This window comes from Agrococcus sp. ProA11, assembly GCF_039880525.1.
GTDB lineage: Bacteria > Actinomycetota > Actinomycetes > Actinomycetales > Microbacteriaceae > Agrococcus > Agrococcus chionoecetis.
Window position 1 is genome coordinate 1,482,963 of the sequence record NZ_CP156989.1, and the last position, 16,048, is coordinate 1,499,010.

At 68.5% G+C, this 16,048-nt stretch carries 16 protein-coding genes; 4 read left to right on the top strand and 12 right to left on the bottom strand.

Features of this window, described 5'->3' with window-relative positions; genetic code table 11:
- Positions 1 to 11: 11 nt before the first annotated feature.
- Genes ABG090_RS07160 through ABG090_RS07175 form a run of 4 tightly spaced genes read right to left on the bottom strand, consistent with a single transcriptional unit; the run spans position 12 to position 4,034 of the window.
- Positions 12 to 1,076 carry a GNAT family N-acetyltransferase gene (locus tag ABG090_RS07160; RefSeq protein WP_347753734.1) on the bottom strand — a complete coding sequence of 355 codons (1,065 nt, stop codon included), beginning with the start codon at positions 1,074 to 1,076 and terminating at the stop codon, positions 12 to 14.
- Positions 1,077 to 1,086: 10 nt separating this feature from the next.
- Positions 1,087 to 2,142, bottom strand: coding sequence for a GNAT family N-acetyltransferase (locus tag ABG090_RS07165; protein WP_347753735.1), 1,056 nt, complete (start codon positions 2,140 to 2,142; stop codon positions 1,087 to 1,089).
- A complete protein-coding gene (locus ABG090_RS07170; RefSeq protein ID WP_347753736.1) occupies positions 2,139 to 3,227 on the bottom strand; it encodes a GNAT family N-acetyltransferase in 1,089 nt (362 codons plus the stop codon). Before ABG090_RS07170 ends, ABG090_RS07165 begins: the two co-directional genes overlap by 4 nt.
- 30 nt (positions 3,228 to 3,257) lie before the next feature.
- The gene (locus ABG090_RS07175) at positions 3,258 to 4,034 is read right to left on the bottom strand and encodes an EI24 domain-containing protein (protein WP_347753737.1); all 777 of its coding nucleotides are present in this window, start codon (positions 4,032 to 4,034) and stop codon (positions 3,258 to 3,260) included.
- Between the two features lie 49 nt (positions 4,035 to 4,083).
- Here ABG090_RS07175 and ABG090_RS07180 point away from each other — a divergent pair, with 49 nt between their 5' ends.
- Genes ABG090_RS07180 through ABG090_RS07195 form a run of 4 tightly spaced genes read left to right on the top strand, consistent with a single transcriptional unit; the run spans position 4,084 to position 6,751 of the window.
- On the top strand, positions 4,084 to 5,139 hold the full coding sequence (locus tag ABG090_RS07180) for an EamA family transporter (protein WP_347753738.1): 1,056 nt from the start codon (positions 4,084 to 4,086) through the stop codon (positions 5,137 to 5,139).
- Positions 5,099 to 5,980 (top strand): SDR family oxidoreductase, encoded by an 882-nt coding sequence (locus ABG090_RS07185; RefSeq protein WP_347753739.1) that lies wholly within the window; start codon positions 5,099 to 5,101, stop codon positions 5,978 to 5,980. The genes ABG090_RS07180 and ABG090_RS07185 overlap by 41 nt, the downstream gene beginning before the upstream one ends.
- The gene (locus ABG090_RS07190) at positions 5,980 to 6,237 is read left to right on the top strand and encodes a Rho termination factor N-terminal domain-containing protein (protein WP_347753740.1); all 258 of its coding nucleotides are present in this window, start codon (positions 5,980 to 5,982) and stop codon (positions 6,235 to 6,237) included. The genes ABG090_RS07185 and ABG090_RS07190 overlap by 1 nt, the downstream gene beginning before the upstream one ends.
- A 31-nt stretch (positions 6,238 to 6,268) precedes the next feature.
- Entirely contained in the window at positions 6,269 to 6,751 is a 483-nt protein-coding gene (locus tag ABG090_RS07195) for a DUF6328 family protein (RefSeq protein ID WP_347753741.1), read from the top strand.
- 72 nt (positions 6,752 to 6,823) lie between these two features.
- Here ABG090_RS07195 and ABG090_RS07200 read toward each other — a convergent pair whose 3' ends face one another.
- The 8 genes from ABG090_RS07200 to ABG090_RS07235 all read right to left on the bottom strand — a co-directional run bounded on the left by ABG090_RS07200 (position 6,824) and on the right by ABG090_RS07235 (position 16,045).
- Complete coding sequence (locus ABG090_RS07200; protein ID WP_347753742.1) at positions 6,824 to 7,756, bottom strand: ROK family protein; 933 nt, start codon at positions 7,754 to 7,756, stop codon at positions 6,824 to 6,826.
- Positions 7,753 to 8,859: a Gfo/Idh/MocA family oxidoreductase gene (locus ABG090_RS07205; RefSeq protein ID WP_347753743.1), complete on the bottom strand. Its 1,107-nt coding sequence runs from the start codon at positions 8,857 to 8,859 to the stop codon at positions 7,753 to 7,755. Before ABG090_RS07205 ends, ABG090_RS07200 begins: the two co-directional genes overlap by 4 nt.
- Positions 8,860 to 8,863: 4 nt before the next feature.
- A complete protein-coding gene (locus ABG090_RS07210; RefSeq protein WP_347753744.1) occupies positions 8,864 to 9,937 on the bottom strand; it encodes a Gfo/Idh/MocA family oxidoreductase in 1,074 nt (357 codons plus the stop codon).
- Between the two features lie 11 nt (positions 9,938 to 9,948).
- On the bottom strand, positions 9,949 to 10,830 hold the full coding sequence (locus tag ABG090_RS07215) for a sugar phosphate isomerase/epimerase family protein (protein ID WP_347753746.1): 882 nt from the start codon (positions 10,828 to 10,830) through the stop codon (positions 9,949 to 9,951).
- 65 nt (positions 10,831 to 10,895) lie between these two features.
- A complete protein-coding gene (locus ABG090_RS07220) occupies positions 10,896 to 11,738 on the bottom strand; it encodes an ATP-binding cassette domain-containing protein (protein ID WP_347753747.1) in 843 nt (280 codons plus the stop codon).
- Entirely contained in the window at positions 11,735 to 13,528 is a 1,794-nt protein-coding gene (locus ABG090_RS07225; RefSeq protein ID WP_347753748.1) for a dipeptide/oligopeptide/nickel ABC transporter permease/ATP-binding protein, read from the bottom strand. Before ABG090_RS07225 ends, ABG090_RS07220 begins: the two co-directional genes overlap by 4 nt.
- A complete protein-coding gene (locus ABG090_RS07230) occupies positions 13,525 to 14,466 on the bottom strand; it encodes an ABC transporter permease (RefSeq protein ID WP_347753750.1) in 942 nt (313 codons plus the stop codon). The genes ABG090_RS07225 and ABG090_RS07230 overlap by 4 nt, the downstream gene beginning before the upstream one ends.
- A 58-nt stretch (positions 14,467 to 14,524) precedes the next feature.
- A complete protein-coding gene (locus tag ABG090_RS07235; protein WP_347753751.1) occupies positions 14,525 to 16,045 on the bottom strand; it encodes an ABC transporter substrate-binding protein in 1,521 nt (506 codons plus the stop codon).
- Positions 16,046 to 16,048 lie beyond the last annotated feature (3 nt).

Here is a 16,048-nt window from a genome sequence, read left to right on the forward strand (position 1 = left end):
CTGGCGGCCCGCTACCAGATGCCCCACGGGCGGCGCCGCACGCGGCGCTCGACCGGCAGCAGCAGCCGCAGGAACATGCGGTAGCGAGGCTCGTCGAGCACCAGGTCGTGGCTCGGCAGGTGATCGACGATCGGCCCGAACAGGCGCTTGAAGATGCCGGGGCCGTGCATGCGATGCGACTCGTCGTCCGCCGCCCACGACGGCGGTGTCGCGTAGGTGTCGTAGACCTCCCGCCCCTGCTCCTTGAACCACTGCATGGCGGTCCAGCGCATCAGGTGCGCGCCGCCGCGGATCGCGCGGTCGGGAACCGAGCCGCCGTCCTTGGCGAGTGCGTAGCGGCCGAAGCCGATCATGAACGCCGATGCTTGCGGGCCCTCGTGCGCGCCGTCGTAGCCGAACCAGAAGTGGCCCTGGCCGCGGTCGCACAGCTCGCCCCACAGCGTGCGGTAGTAGTCGTACGACTTCATCGTGTCGACGCCCTTGCCGCCGGCGACGGTCTGCATCAGCTCGTACATCTGCCGGTAGGTCGCCTCCCCCGGCTCCTGCTTCTCGACCCGGTAGCCGTGCTTGATGGCGTTGCGGATGTGGTTGCGCAGCTTCTTGTTGAAGCCGGCGAAGATGTCATCGACGGGCGGGGTGAGGTCGACGAGCACGGTGTGGATGTTCTGCTGCACCGTGTTCGCGACCCGGAAGCCGGCCGCCCGCAGCGCGTCGCGGCGCTCTGTCGTATCGAGCTCGTACGGCTCCACCTTGACCGCGAAGACGCCCTTGGTGACATCGTCGCGGGCGGCGCGCAGCGCATCTGCGATGCCGGGCAGATCCTCGAAGCGCGCGCCGGGGCCGAGCGGCAGGTACCAGAACCTGCCCGCGAGGCTGCGGTGCTCGAGCGCGAGCACGTGCACCGTGGCGGGCCCCTCGAGCACGAGGAAGACCGGGCGCAGGCGCTCGGTCGACTTGAGGCGTGCGTAGGCCAGCCCCTGCGTCCACTGGCCGCCGTCGGGATTCGCCTCGACCCGGGCATCCCAGTCGGTGAGCTCGTCCTGCCGCGCTCGGCGGATCGTCCACGGGGTCGTCATGCTGGCCTCCTCATCGCAGTGCGTCGGTGCCGGGCTTGATGCGCCATTCGATGCGCCGCACGATGCGCTCCCACAGGCGGTGGCGGATGGGGCGCAGGATCACGTCGAACGACGGCAGGTAGCTCACCACCGGGCCGAACTTCTTCTTGAACTGGCCGACGCCGTAGTACCAGTGCGTCTCGTCGTCCATGTGCTCGGGCTTCGGGGTGCCGCACAGGTCGAACGCGACCTTGCCGTCGCTCGCGGCATCCTGCATCGCGCGCCAGAGCAGCAGCGCCGCTCCCCCGGCGATGGCGCGCGAGGGACGCGAGCCGCCGTCCTTGTAGACCGCGGTGCGCCCCGCGAGGGTGACGAAGATCGCCGCCTGTGCCTCACCGCCGTCGTCGTCGTAGCCGAAGTAGAACCGTCCGTTGCCGGTCTTGGCGAACTCGCCCCAGAACAGCCGGTAGTAGGCGTACTCGCGCATCGCGGCGACGCCCTGCCCGCCGTTGATGGTCTTGAGCAGGTCGTAGAAGCGCTCGAAGTCGTGCTCGGTCGCGTCCTGCGCCTCGATCCGCTCGATCCGGTAGCCCTTGTTCTCGGCTCCCCGGATCGAGGACCGGAGCTTCTTCTGGAACTCCATGATGAGGTCGTCGCCGAGCGTGAGATCCAGCACGACCGTGTGGGTGAGCAGCTGCATGTCGCGGCTGCGCACGGCGCCGGTCGACTCCATCCGCTCGATGAGCTCCGGCGTGCGCAGCAGGTGCGGCTCGACCTTGATCGCCAGCAGCCCGTCCTGCTGCTCGCCGAAGGCGCGCATGGCCGCGACCATGCCCTCCAGGTCGTCGCAGGTCGGCCCGAGCGGGATGTACCAGTAGCGACCCAGCCACACGGTGCCCTCGTGGGCGAGCGCGTAGACGGTCTGCGGACCCTCGATCACCAGGTGGCGCGGCGTCAGCCGGTCGTAGCGCTTGATCTCGCCCATCGCGCGGGCGCTCGTCATGATCCCGCCGTCGGGGTTCTGCTCGATCAGCGCATCCCAGCGCGCGATCTCGTCGTCGGTCGCGAAGCGGACGGCGGTCGTCATCGCAGCGTGTCCGGGCCCGGCTTGATGCGCCACTCGACGCGGCGCACGAGCTGCTCCCACACGCGGTGCCGCACCGGGTGCAGCACCAGGTCGAACGAGGGCAGGAAGCTCGAGATCGGCCCGAAGCGCAGCTTGAACTGCGCGAGGCCGTGGAACGGATGCGTGGGGTCGTCGGCGCGCTCGGGCGGCGGCGTGCCGGCGAGGTCGAAGGCGAGCTTGCCGTCGGCGATGCAGTCCTGCATGGCCGTCCACAGCAGCAGCGCCGAGCCGCCGTTGATCTTCCGATCCGGGCGGGATCCGCCGTCCTTGTAGACCGCGGTCTTGCCGACGGTGGTGACGAAGATGCCGGCCTGCGGCTCGCCGCTGTCGTCGTCGTAGCCGAAGTAGAAGCGGCCCGCGCCGGCGCGCGTGAACCGGCCCCAGAACTCGTCGTAGTAGGCACGCTCCCGCATGCCCGCCATGCCCTTGCCGCCCGCGACGGTGTGCATCATCGCGTACATGCGGTCGAAGGTCTCCTGGGTGGGCTCTGGCCGCTCGACCCGGTAGCCCTTCTTCGTCGCACCCCGCACCTGCCGGCGGATCATCTGCGAGAACGAGGCGAAGAGCTCCTCCTCGCCCTGCGTGAGATCGAGCACCACCGTGTGCGTCATCACCTGCATGTCGCGGCTCTGCTCGAGCCCCATCGCGACCAGCTCGTTGATGCGCTCGGGACTGCGCTCGAGGTGCGGCTCGATCTTGACCACCAGCAGCCCGCGCTCGCGGGAGGCGAACTCGCGCAGCGCCTCGACGACCGGGCCCATGCGCGTCGCCGTCGGCCCCATCGGCAGGTACCAGTAGCGGCCGAGCGAGACGGTGCCCTCGAGGGCGAGGGCGTGGATGCGCTCCGTCCTGACCGTCGCATCGCCGTCGGCCCGAGCCGGGGTGTCGATGACGAGGAAGACCGGTTCGAGACCGTCGAATCGCTTGGTCTCGGCGAACGCTCGCGACTGCACCATGTGGCCGCCGTCCGGGTTCGTCTCGATGAGCGCATCCCACTCGGCGATCTCGTCGGTGGTGGCGCGGCGGACGGAAGCTGCGATGAGCATGGAACCTCTCGGGCTGGCTGACTCCCCAGCCTACGACCCGGCTCTGGGCGCCGTGGTCGGCTCGCCGCGCAGGTCGCGCACCAGCAGGGTCGCGCCGACGATCGCGACCGGAGTGGCCACCACGGCGACGCCGGGGATGAGCAGCAGCAGGTAGGCGACGATGCCGAAGCCGAGCGAGCGCCACGGCCGCGACCGCAGCAGGGCGCGCCGCTCCGCGAGCGTCATGCCGCGCGCGTCGCCGGCGTGCCCGGTCAGCTCGCGAGCGAGTGCCCGCCCGCCGAGGATCGCGCCGAGCGCGATGCCGACGACCGTGCCCACGACGGGGATGAGCCCCACGACGAAGACCACCGCGGCGGTGCCGATCGCCATGCCGATGAGCACCGCGGCGTCGCGCAGGCCCCGTCGCGCGGATGCCCAGAAGCCCGGCTCCTCGCTCGCTCTCGCGCCGCCCAGTCGCTCCTCGACCGAGCGCGAGATGCGGGCGTAGAACGGGTCGCCGACCGCGAGCGTCACCGCGACGAAGGTCAGCACGCACAGCACGATGACGCCCACGAGCAGGCCCACCCCGAGCGCCAGGCGCAGCAGCCCCGACCACTGCGCATCCCAGCTGTCGGCGAACGGGGTCAGCGCTGCAGCCCATCCGCCCACCTGGAAGCCCAGCAGGATCACGAGCGCGAGCATGAGGCTGCCGACGATGAGCGCCGGCACGGCGCCGAGCACCATGAGCCCGGGGCTCGACGCCCAGGTGCCGAAGCCGCGCAGGAACAGACCGGCGCCCGCCAGCAGCTCGGAGATCCGATGTCGCATGCGAGCCATGCTGGCATGCGCCGCCCGGGCGCATCCGTAGGATCGCCTCGTGTCGATCCCCGTGCAGCAGCGCAGTCCGATGCACGCCGTGGCCGTGCTGCTCGCCGCCGTGCTGTGGGGCACCACCGGCACCGTCGCGCACTTCGCCCCGGCAGGATCGAACCCGCTCGCGATCGGCCTCGCCACGTTCGGCATCGGCGGTCTGGTGCTCGCGGCGGTCTCTGCCCGGCGGGTCGCGGCCGTGCTGCGGCAGCGTGCGCACCTCGGCTGGGTGCTGGCGGGCGCCGTCGGCGTGGTGCTCTACCCCGCCGGCTACTACCCGGCGATGGCGCTCGCGGGCGTCGCCGTCGGCAACGTCGTCGCGCTGGGCTCCGGCCCGATCTTCGCCGCGCTGCTGGAGTGGCTCGTCGACCGGCGCCGTCCCGACGCGCGCTGGGCGGTCGCCACCGCGGTCGCCGCCACGGGTATCGTGCTGCTCGTCTCCGGTGAGCCCGCGACCGACGGCACCGCCGCGGCGGATCCCGCCGGCGCCGCGCTCGGCGTCGTCCTCGCGCTCGCCGCCGGGTTCGGCTACGCGCTGTACGCCTTCGCCGGCGCACGGCTCATCGGGCGCGGTGCGCCGTCCACGGGCGCGATGGGGGCGCTCTTCCTGGTCGGCGGCGCCGCGTGCCTCGCGTGGCTCGCGCTGGTCGGGATCGGCCCGCTCGGCTCCCCGGCCGGGCTCGCCACCATCGGCTACCTGGGGCTCGTGCCGATGGCGCTCGCCTACCTGCTGTTCGGCTACGGCCTGCGGGTGCTGCGCTCCTCGACCGCGACCACCATCGCGCTGCTCGAGCCGGTGGTGGCGACGCTGCTGGCGGTCGCTGTGGTCGGTGAGCGCCCCAGCCCGATCGGCTGGGCGGGCCTCGCCGCGATCGCCCTCGGCATCGCGCTGCTGACGGTGCGCCGGCCCTTGACAGCCCGCGGTCGGCGCGTAGCGTTGGTGGACGGTGCGGTTGCCGCCAGCGCGGCGGACGACAGCGCCGAGACCGCCTACGACGACGCCGACGACACGGAGCAGGGGCATGACCGAGCACGACCCCAGGACGAAGCACCGCAGCGATGACTTCCCGGTGCAGCAGCAGTCGCAGCAGCCCGGCATGACCGCGGCGACCGACCCCGTGCCGGACCACGGCGAGCAGAGCTGGGTCGGGCACGGTCGGCTCGCCGGGCTGCGCGCGCTCATCACCGGCGGCGACAGCGGCATCGGCCGGGCGGTCGCGATCGCGTACGCGCGCGAGGGCGCCGACATCGCGATCGTGCACCTGCCGGAAGAGGCCGAGGATGCCGCCGAGACGGGCAGGCTCGTCGAGGCAGCCGGCCGACGCTTCCACGCCATGGCGCTCGATCTCAGCGAGGAGCAGGGCTGCATGGACGCCGTCGCGGGCACCGTCGCGACGCTCGGCGGCCTGGACGTGCTCGTGAGCAATGCCGCCTACCAGCGGCAGCGCGACGGCGTGCACACGATGGAGGTCGCCGAGATCGAGCGGGTGTTCCGCACCAACCTGGTCGCGGCGATCGTGCTCGCGCGCGAGGCGGTGCCGCACCTGCAGCCGGGCGCGTCGATCATCGTCACGACCTCCATCCAGGCGGAGGAGCCGAGCGCCGGGCTGCTCGACTACGCCATGACCAAGGCGGCGCTGGTGGCCTATGTCGAGGCACTCGCGACCGAGCTGGGTGAGCGGGGCATCCGCGTCAACGGCGTGGCCCCCGGCCCGATCTGGACGCCGCTCATCCCCGCCACCGACTTCCCGGACGAGAAAGTGGAGGAGTTCGGCAAGAACACGCCGCTGGGCAGAGCTGGGCAGCCCGCCGAGCTCGCCGGCGCCTACGTCTACCTCGCCAGCGAGGAGGCGTCGTACGTCTCGGGCGCGATCGTGCCCGTCACAGGAGGAAGGGGATTCTGATGCCGGAACCGCAGATCAAGGACGAGGAGCTCTACCAGAAGCTGCGCGACGAGGGCGACTCGAAGGAGAAGGCGGCGCGCATCTCGAACGCCGCGGCCCGCGACGGGCGCTCCTCGGTCGGCGAGCGCGGCGGCGAGGCCGAGGACTACGAGGATCGCACCGTGGAGGAGCTGCAGCAGCGCGCGAAGGAGCTCGGCATCGAGGGCTACTCCGACCTTCGCAAGGCCGAGCTGATCGAGCGGCTGCGCAATCACTGACCTTTGAGCAACCGGGTGAGATGATGCCCGGGTGACTGCGCATGATCGCGGGCGGGACGAGACTCCCGATGAGCGAGCCGATCGGAACTTCGGCGACATCCTGCAAGAGCTCCGCGTCGTGCTGACCGGCACGCAGTTGATCTCGGGCTTCCTGCTCGCGGTGGCGTTCCAGAGCGGCTTCAAAGACCTCGACGCGCGTGAGCTGGTGCACTACCTGGTGCTCGTCGCCGTCGCCGCGCTCGCAACGCTGCTTGGGATGACGCCCGTGGTCGTCCACCGGTTGCACTTCGCCAAACGAGTGAAGCGCCGCGTCGTGCTGCTCGGCAATCGGCTGCTCATCGTGACGCTCGTGGTCGTGTCGGCGCTCGTCGTCGGCGTCACCTCCTTCATCTTCGAGGTGGTCGTGTCGGCGGCGGCTGGCCTCTGGGCGGCGGGCGCAACCGTCACGATGATCCTCGCACTCTGGGCGATCGCTTGGAGCATGCGCGCCGATGCACCCGAGCGCGAGACCTGACCGCCCCTCCACCTGAACAACGACAGCCCGGCGGGTCCCAGAGCAGCCGCAGTGTCCTGAGTCCGCCGCCGATCAGCTGCAGGTCGGCTGCAGCTCTGTGGGGGATTCGCCGCCGACGAGTGCGGCGCCAACGGCGGCGGCTGAATAGCCGTCGGGCAGCAATTCCACCCTGGAGGCCAACTGGAGGGAGTCGAGGAACGGCGATTCGACTGCCCAGGCGTCGAGCACGGTGGCGACGGCGTCGATGAGCGGAGCGCCGAGACTGCTCATCCCGCCGCCGATCACCACCTTGTCCACGTCGACGCTGAGCACGAGCACCCTGACGCTGGCTGCGACGTTCTGCGTGAACCTGGTGAAGACGTCGGCGGCGACGGAGTCTCCATTGATGGCGGCAGCATGCAGCGCCTCCATCGGGCGCGGGCTCTCGGTCGGCCACATGCGGGCGATGCCCGAGCCAGATGCGACCAGTTCGAGGCAGCCGCGCTGACCGCACGCGCAGAGTGGCCCATCGGGATCGACGGGGATGTGGCCGATCTCCCCGGCGGTGCCGCGTGAACCTCGCCAGATCCGCCCCTCGAGGACGAGTCCCGCAGCGAGACCAGTGCCGAGATTCAGGTACGCCATCGAGTGCGTGGCCGGCTCTGCGAGCAGATGGTAGACCCCGACCGCGGCCGCGTTGACGTCGTTCTCCACATGTACACGCGTGCCGAGTCGATCGGCGAGGATGCTGCCGAGCTCCAGGTTCTCGAGTCCCAGGTTCACGGCGTGGCTCACCGTGCCGGAGGTCGCCGTGACGACGCCCGGGACGCCGACGCCGACGGAGGAGAAGCCTGAGGTAGCCATGCCTGCGACGGCGGCGAGTTCGTGTGCGGCGGCCACGGCGGTCGCAATGACCTCGGTCGCCCCGTAGCCGGTCGGTCGCACCGATTCGTGCTGGATGGTGCCATGATCGTCCATGAGCAGTGCCGCGGTCTTCGTACCGCCGATGTCGAGTCCGACTCTCACGCTGCCCTCCAGCCGCTCGACGACATGCTCTCGGCATGTGGCGGTGTGATGACCGTGGCAGCGCCGTCGGCGTGCGCTGACGCGAGCACTCCGTTGAGCACGTCGAGCACATGGAGCGCCCGAATGCCCGATGCCGTCGGCGTGCTCCCTCTTCTGAGGCCGCGGGCCATCTCGATGAGGCCCATCCCCATGAAGCCGGGGGTCGCACCCGCACCGATGTCGACCTCGGTGAAGTCGTGATCGCCGTCCCGTTTCAGGAGCACCGGGCCGCCCCAGGAGTTGGCTGCGGGGCCGATGAGGCTCCCCGCCGTTCCGTGGATCTCGAAGCCGGGCGTGCGCGTTCCGACGATGTCGAAGCTCGTGACGAGAGTGCCGAGCACGCCGCTCGCGAAGTTCAGCAAGCTCACGACATGCGTCGGCGTCTGGACGGCGAACGGAGTCCCGGCGCGGTCGCCGACCCGGATCACCCGCTCGCCGCGCGGCGTGCTTGCCAGACCCGCGACGCTGCTCACCGGTCCCAGCAACGCGACGAGTGCCGTGACGAAGTAGGGCCCGATGTCGAGCAGTGGGCCCGCCCCTGGACGGAACAAGAACTCCGGCGCGGGATGGAACCGGTCGGGGCCCGCACTCATCATGAACGCGTTCGCGCCGATCGGCTGCCCGATGGCCCCTTCAGCGATCAACCTGGCGCACGTCGTGAGCCCAGCTCCCATCACGGTATCCGGGGCGCTGCCGAGCCCGAGCCCGAGTCGCTGCGCAACGGCGACGATCGTTCGAGCGTCCTCCAAGTCCGGGGCGAGGGGCTTCTCGGTATAGACGTGCTTGCCCGACTCGAACGCCCGGAGGGTCACGTCGGCGTGCGCGTTCGGCAGCGTGAGGTTCAGCACCAGATCGATCTCGGGATCGGCGAGGAGCGCATCGACGCGCAACGCCGCCGGAACGCCGAATTCGCGCGCGACAGACTCTGCGCGCGCCCCGACGAGGTCCGCACAGGCCACCACCGTGAGCTCCTCGCTCGCGGCGGTGTTGCGCAGGTACTGACGGCTGACATTCCCGCACCCCACAAGACCGACCCGGATGGGACGGGAATCCGCAGTCTCCATCCCTCTACTGGCCCGCGTCGCCGATGATGACTTCGTGGCCGCTCGCGGCCGACTCGTAGACAGCGGCGAGGATGCGCATGATCTCGACGCCGTGCTCCACGGGAGCCACCGGTTCCGCCTGGCCGAGGCAGAGCGAGACGAAGTGAGCGATCTCGTTCGCGAAGCCCTCGTCGAAGTCGAAGGTGCGGTGATCGACCTGGGGACTGATGTTCAGCACGGTGTCGACCTTCTCGGTCACGATTCGAAGCTCCGGCTCGAGTTCCGCCCCGCCGTGCACGCCATAGAGGCTGATGCCGAGGTGGTCCTGCGCGGCATGCAGCGAATAGCTGGCCTCAAGCGTGAGGGTCGCGCCGTTGTCGAAGCGGATGAAGGCGACTGCGAGATCCTCGACGTCGCTCTGCGATGGATCGTAGTCCGCCACCTTGTAGCGCGACAGCGAGGTGACATTGGCGCGATTGCCGAGATGGCGGTACGTCGATGCGCTCACGCTCATGGCGCGAGGGCTGCCCATCATGTACCAGCAGATATCCAGCACGTGCACGCCGATGTCGATGAGTGGACCTCCGCCCGACCTGCTCGAGTCCGCGAACCAGCCGCCGGGATTGCCGAGACGGCGGATGTTCACGGCTTTGGCGTAGTAGATCTCACCGAGCTCACCCGCGTCGATGAACGACTTCAGCACCGTGGCGTTCGAGGCGAATCGGCGAACGAAGCCGACCTGCAGATGCTTGCCGGAGCGCGCGACCGCATCGGCGATCGCCTCCGCCTCGGCGACCGTCTTGCTGAGCGGCTTCTCGACGAGCACATGCTTGCCCGCGTCGAGCGCCGCGATGGCGAGCTCGGCATGACTGTCGTTCCATGTGCAGATGCTCACCGCGTCGATGTCGTCATCGGCGAGCAGATCGGCGAGCGCTGCGTGCACCCTCGTGGCCCCGTAGGTCCGGGCCACCTGCTTCGCGCGATCGACGTCGATGTCGTGGATGGCCACGATGTCGACGCTCGGATGCGCCGCGTACGACTGCAGATGCATGTGCGAGATGCTGCCGGCGCCGATGATCCCGATGCTCAATGTGCTCATGCTGTTCCCCCTCAGACTTCGGCGAACATGCGCTTGGCATTGGCGAGGCCCGTCTCGCAGGCCATGAGGCACTCTTCGATGCCTTCGAACTCGATGGAGACGAATCCGTCGAAGCCGGAGGCCTTGACCCCGGCGATGATTGCCCGCATGTCGAGGTCTCCGTAGCCGACGATCGATCCGAGGAGGTACTTGCCGCCAGGCGTGTGGTGCCAACCCTGGCCCGGGAACTGATCACGGATGTAGAAGTCCTTGAGATGGACGATCGACGCATACGGTGCGTTCTCGGCTACCGCGACGACAGGATTCTCATCGACCGAGAGGAAGTTCCCGACGTCGAGCGTCGTCTTGAAGTTGGGCTCATCGACAAGGTGGATGAGTCGTCTGACCCGCTCGCTGCCGTTCATGAGCAAGCCGTGGTTCTCGACGCTCGTCGTGATGCCGTACTGGGCGGCGTACTGGGCGATCGCCTTCGAGTGTTCCACCATGCGGGGAAGGAGCGCCTCGAACTCTGCGACATCCTTCGCCTTGTGCGCCCACTTCGCGACGTCGTGGCGGAACAGCATGATGCCGAGCTCGGCCGCGATGTCGATATGGCGCTTGAGCCGGGCGAGGTCGCGCTGCAGGTCATCGTCGTGGCCGAGGAAGTTCGCGGGCACGACGAGGTTGGAGAGGATCACCCCACGTTCCGCGGCCCGCTGCTTGATCGCCTGAACGAGCTCCGGGTCCTCATCGAGGTTCGACGTGTCGTTCGAGATCTCGGGCGAGAGCGAAACCGTCGCGATCTCCATGTGGGTCCCATCGCTCTCAGCGATCCAGTCGATGACATCCAGCATGCTCATGCGGCCGGTGCGAAGCTGCTGGTAGAAGGAGTAGGAGCTGAATCCGAATTCCACGTGTGATGTTCCTTAGCTGTCGTGCGTGTGCGGTGGTTGGTCTGGTCGGTGCATGGGGGGGCGAGTCAACTGAGCTGCATGTACTCCTGGCGACGCGCGGCCTGGCGTTCCGGGTCTGGCACCGGTGACGCCAGGAGCAGCTTCTTCGTGTAGGGGTGCTCCGGAGCGGAGGTGACGGTCTCGCCTCCGCCGGTCTCGATGATCGCGCCGCCGAGCATGACCGCGACCTCATGGCTGATGTACCGCACGACGGCGAGGTCGTGAGTGACGAAGAGATACGAGACACCGGTCTGCTCCTGAATGTCGATGAAGAGCTCGAGGATCTTCGACTGGGTGGAGAGGTCAAGGGCGCTGACTGGTTCGTCGCACACGATCAGCTTCGGCTCGAGGGCAAGCGCGCGGGCGATCGCGATCCTCTGTCGTTGCCCACCGGAGAACTCACGGGGCAGGCGCCGGCCCGCGTCGGTCGGGAGCTGGACGCTGTCGAGGAGCCGTCGAACCCGCTGCGACGCATCGACGCGGCCGATCCCGTTCGCCGCGAGCGGCTCCGCAAGGATCGCCTCGATCGTCATCGCCGGGTTGAGGGAGGAGTACGGGTCCTGGAAGACCACCCCGATGTCGCGGCTGAGGCGGCGTCGGTGCCGTGTCGAGAGCGCAGAGATCTCCTCGCCCTCGAATCGGATGCTGCCGGATTCTGCGGGGACGAGGCCGAGGATCGCGCGTCCGAGTGTCGTCTTGCCGGAACCCGACTCCCCCACGAGACCGAGCGTCGTACCGCGGTCGATGGAGATCGACACGTTCGTGAGCGCGCGGAACGGCGTGCGACGGAAGCCCTTCGCCCGATAGTCGACGTTGAGGTCCGTGACCTCGAGGAGCCGCGCCTCGGCGACGTGGTCCGTCTCGGTCATCCCAGCGCCCCCATCCCTGCCGGGCGCTCGGAGCGAGGGCGCGCGTCCTCGAGTGTCGCCTCGAGCAGCATGCGGGTGTACGCGTGCTGCGGCGCATCGAAGAGTTCACGAACACCGCGCTGCTCCACGATCACGCCTTCCTGCATCACGGCCACTCGGTCGCAGATGTCGGCGACGACTCCGAAGTTGTGCGTGACGAGGATCATGCCCATGTTCCGCTCTCGCTGCAACTCGCGAAGCAGGTTCAGCACGTCTGCCTGCACCGTCACGTCCAGGGCCGTGGTGGGCTCGTCTGCAATGAGGAGCTCGGGGTCGCACGACACGGCGCCGGCGATCAGCACGCGTTGCGCCATCCCTCCGCTCAGTTGGTGCGGATAGGCCGCCATGGTGCGGACCGGGTCGGGAATGCCGACGCGGTCGAGGAGTTCACGTGCCCGCTTGCTCGCCTCGGCCTTGCTGATGCCCAGCTTGTGGCGCATCGGCTTGGTCAGCTGCGTACCGATCGTGAACGACGGATCGAGGTTCGACATCGGCTCCTGTGGCACATACGCCATCTGGGTGCCACGGAGGGCCTGCAACTGCTGCTCGGTGGCACCGATGAGGGGCGTGCCTCCGAGCGTCATGCGCGCCGCGGAGACTCTCGCCTCGGGCGGCAGAAGCCCCAGGATGCCGAATGATGTCTGCGACTTGCCGGAGCCCGACTCGCCGACGAGACCGAGTACCTCGCCTCGGTCGACGTGAAGGGAGATGCCACGGACGACCGACTTCTCGGTCTCGCCGTCTCCGGGGTAGGTCACGCGGAGGTTGTCGACGAGCAGCAGCGCATCCGTCACCTCGACCACGGCGCCGTCGGTGGTCGAGACATCGAGGCTCGGTTCGGCGAGCACTGCCGCCGACGCGCGCTGCCGCTTCGGCCTCTTCGTGCGGTCGCCACGGTCGGCGCCCAGGGCATCGGCCATGGCGGCGCCGAAGACGACGAGGGCCATCACGGTCAGGCCGATTGCCGCGCCGGGGGCGATGACGAGTTCTGGCGCGCGATAGATGGTCTGGAACGCGGAGCTGAGCATGCCGCCCCAGCTGGGCCGCGACGGGTCGCCGAACCCGAGGAACTCGAGCCCGGACTGCACGATGATGGCGAGGCCGAAGACGAAGGACGCGCGCACGAGCAGCGGTCCGAGCACCACCGACAGGATGTGTCGGAAGATGATGCGAATGTCGCTCAGGCCCGAGACGCGAGCGGCGTCGATGTAGAGCTCGTCGCGCACGTTCACGACGACGCTGCGGGTCAGGCGGAACAGGTCGGGAGACGCGAGCACCCCCAGCGTCACCATTGTCGGTGCCAGGCCGCTGCCGAGCGACGTGATGACGACGATGATGATGAGGATCTCCGGCAGTGACATCAGCATGTTGGAGAACCAGTTGGCCACACCGTCGAACCATCTGGAGTAGTAGCCGGCGAGGAGCCCGGTCGGCACCCCGCAGAGGATGGCGGTGCCGATCATGATCGCGCCGGCTTGCAGGCTGACCTGCGCCCCCCAGAGCAGGCGGCTCAGCACGTCACGTCCGCTGGCATCGGTGCCGAACGGGTGCTCGCCACTCGGTGGCTGCAGGGTTTGAGAGAGTTCGATGAGGTTGGGGTCGTGCGGGGCGAGCTGCCTCGCGAAGACCGCGAGCACCAGGATGGCCAGGAGCACCGCCGCGGCCCCCATCCCAAGGGGGTTGCGGGCGAACCGCTTGAGTCGCCTGAACCGGAGGCTGTCGGTCGGCGTCAGTTGCGCTGCTGAGGTCATGCGTTCCGCACCTTCGGGTTGAGGGCGCCGTAGACGACGTCGACGGTCAGATTGACGAGGACCACGAGGGCCACGGTGAACAGGAGGACGCCCATGATCACCTGGATGTCGCTGTTGCCGCTGGCAGAGATCGCCACCGATCCGATGCCCTGCAGGCCGAACACCCGCTCGATGATCGCGGCCCCGCTCATGGCGGCGATGAACTGCAGGGAGAGCATCGTGAGAGCGGGAGGCGCGGCGTTGCGCAGAACGTGGGTGAGCAGGATGTTCCGCGAGGGAAGCCCCCGGCTGCGCAGGGTTCTGATGTAGTCCTGGCTGTAGACGTTGATCACGGAGTTGCGAAGCTGCTGTGCGATCGCGGCGATCGACCCGATGGCGAGCGAGATCACCGGGAGGGTGATGCTGAGCAGCCAGTCGCTCGGAGAGTCGAAGATGTGGGTGTATCCGGTCGCGGGGAACCATTGCAGGTTCACGGCGAAGATGATCGCCAGGATGATCGCCACCCAGAAGTTCGGGAGCGCGAAACCGAGCACCATGATGACCTGCAGAAATCGATCGAAGCGCCCGGGCTTGATGGCGGCGACGAGCCCGAGCACGACGCCGACTGCGGCTGCGACGATGATGGCGCCGAGCGCGAGGGACACGGTGACGGGAAGTCTCGTGACGATCAGGTCGATGACTGGCGTGTTCTGCGCCGACGACATCCCGAGATCTCCACGCAGGGCGTGGCCGAGCCAGTCGAGGTACTGCTCGACGATGGGACGGTCGAGACCGAGCTGCAGGCGGCGGGTCTCGACCTGCTCCTCCGTGGCATAGAGGCCGAGGGCGCCCCTGGCAGGGTCAGTGCCCGTGAGCTTCAGGAAGAAGAACATACCGGTCACCACAGCGAAGGCCAGGCCTATGCCCGCGGCGACGCGGCGCGCGATGAAGCGCAACATGGTGGCTCCTTGGTTGAGGGTGCGGTGGGGCGAACCGGTGGTCCGCCCCACCGACTGGTCAGCTGGCCGGGGCGAAGAAGCGCAGGCTCGGCACCAACTGAGCCTGCTGCATCGTCACTGAGATCTCCGGGGAGGACAGGTAGATGTTCTGCTGGGTGACGATCGGCGCGAACCACGCCTCCTCGACCAGGTGGGTGTTGAGTTCCTGATAGAGCGCTGCCTGCTCATCGCCGGTCGCGAGCGGGATCTCCTCGAGCAGCCTCGAGACGGTCTCGTCGGTGTAGCCGAAGTTGTTCCACAGCGAATCCGGGGTGAGCTTGTTCAGCACGTCGGTCCAGGCGGGGATGTTCGTGGAGAACGACAGCATGAACGCGGGCTGACCGATGAGCGTGTCGAGACCGCCATTGGCGAAGCCGTTGATCGGAACCTGCTCGACCTCGACGCCGATGTCGGCGAGGTACTGGGCCACGATCGGCACCAGCGGCGACATGAAGCCCTCCGAGTAGGAGATCGGGATCGAGAAGCCCTCGGGGTAGCCGGCCTCCGCGAGCAGCTCCCTCGCCCGCTCTGGGTCGTACGGGTATGCGTCGTTGAGGTCTTCCACCCATGCCTCGCTGGCAGGGTTGAACGTCTGCGTCGAGACCTGGCCGAATCCGCTGTAGTAGGTCTCGAGGATCGCCTCGCGATCGAGCGCGTGGTTGAACGCCTGCCGCACCCGAACATCGCCGAGCGGCTCGAGTACGGTGCCCGCACGGTCCTGCATGATGATGCCCTGCCACTCGCCTGGCACGGTCTGCACCGTGAGGTTGTCCGACTCCGCCTGCGCGACCATGTCGGATGTCCCGTACATGAACTGGATCTGGCCGGTCGCGAGTGCGTTGTAGCGGGCCGAGAAGTCCTCGTACGGTCGGATCTCGATCGTGTCGAACGGGAACGCCTCGGCGTTCCAATAGTCCGGGTTGGCATCGAAGATGTAGCTCACGGCAGGCTCGGATTCGGCCTGGTTCAGGGTGTATGGCCCGCTTCCCACCGGATCGCTGCCGAGCGTGCCCGCCTCGATGGCGGCCGGGCTGGCCATGAACCCGAGGTAGGTGGCCAGGGCCGAGAGCAGACCTGGATTCGGTGCCGCAAGGTTCAGCTGCACGGTGTAGTCGTCGACCACGACGACCTCGGTGATCGTCTTCGCGGCTTCGGAAGCGCTGCCGGCGCCGGCCCTGCGAGCGTCGATGTTGACGACGACTGCGTTGGCGTCGAAGGGGGTCTCGTCGCTGAAGACGACGTCTTCGCGAAGTTCCAGCGTGAGCTGGGTGAGGTCGTCGTTGTACGTGTACTCCGTGGCGAGGTTTCCCTCGATGGTCGACTCCGCCGTCCTCCTCAGCAACGAGTCGTAGACGGCATCCGCGTACTGGATGATCGCGCCTTCCTTCATCTCTGCGGGGTCCCAGGTGATCGCGTCACCGTTGTTGCCGATGACGAGGGTCGCCGGGGCGGCCTCCTCTTCTTCGGTCGTCGCACCGGAGCTGCATCCGGTGAGTATCAGAGCGCCTGCGACTGCTAGCGCGCCGAGCTTCGTTGCCATTCG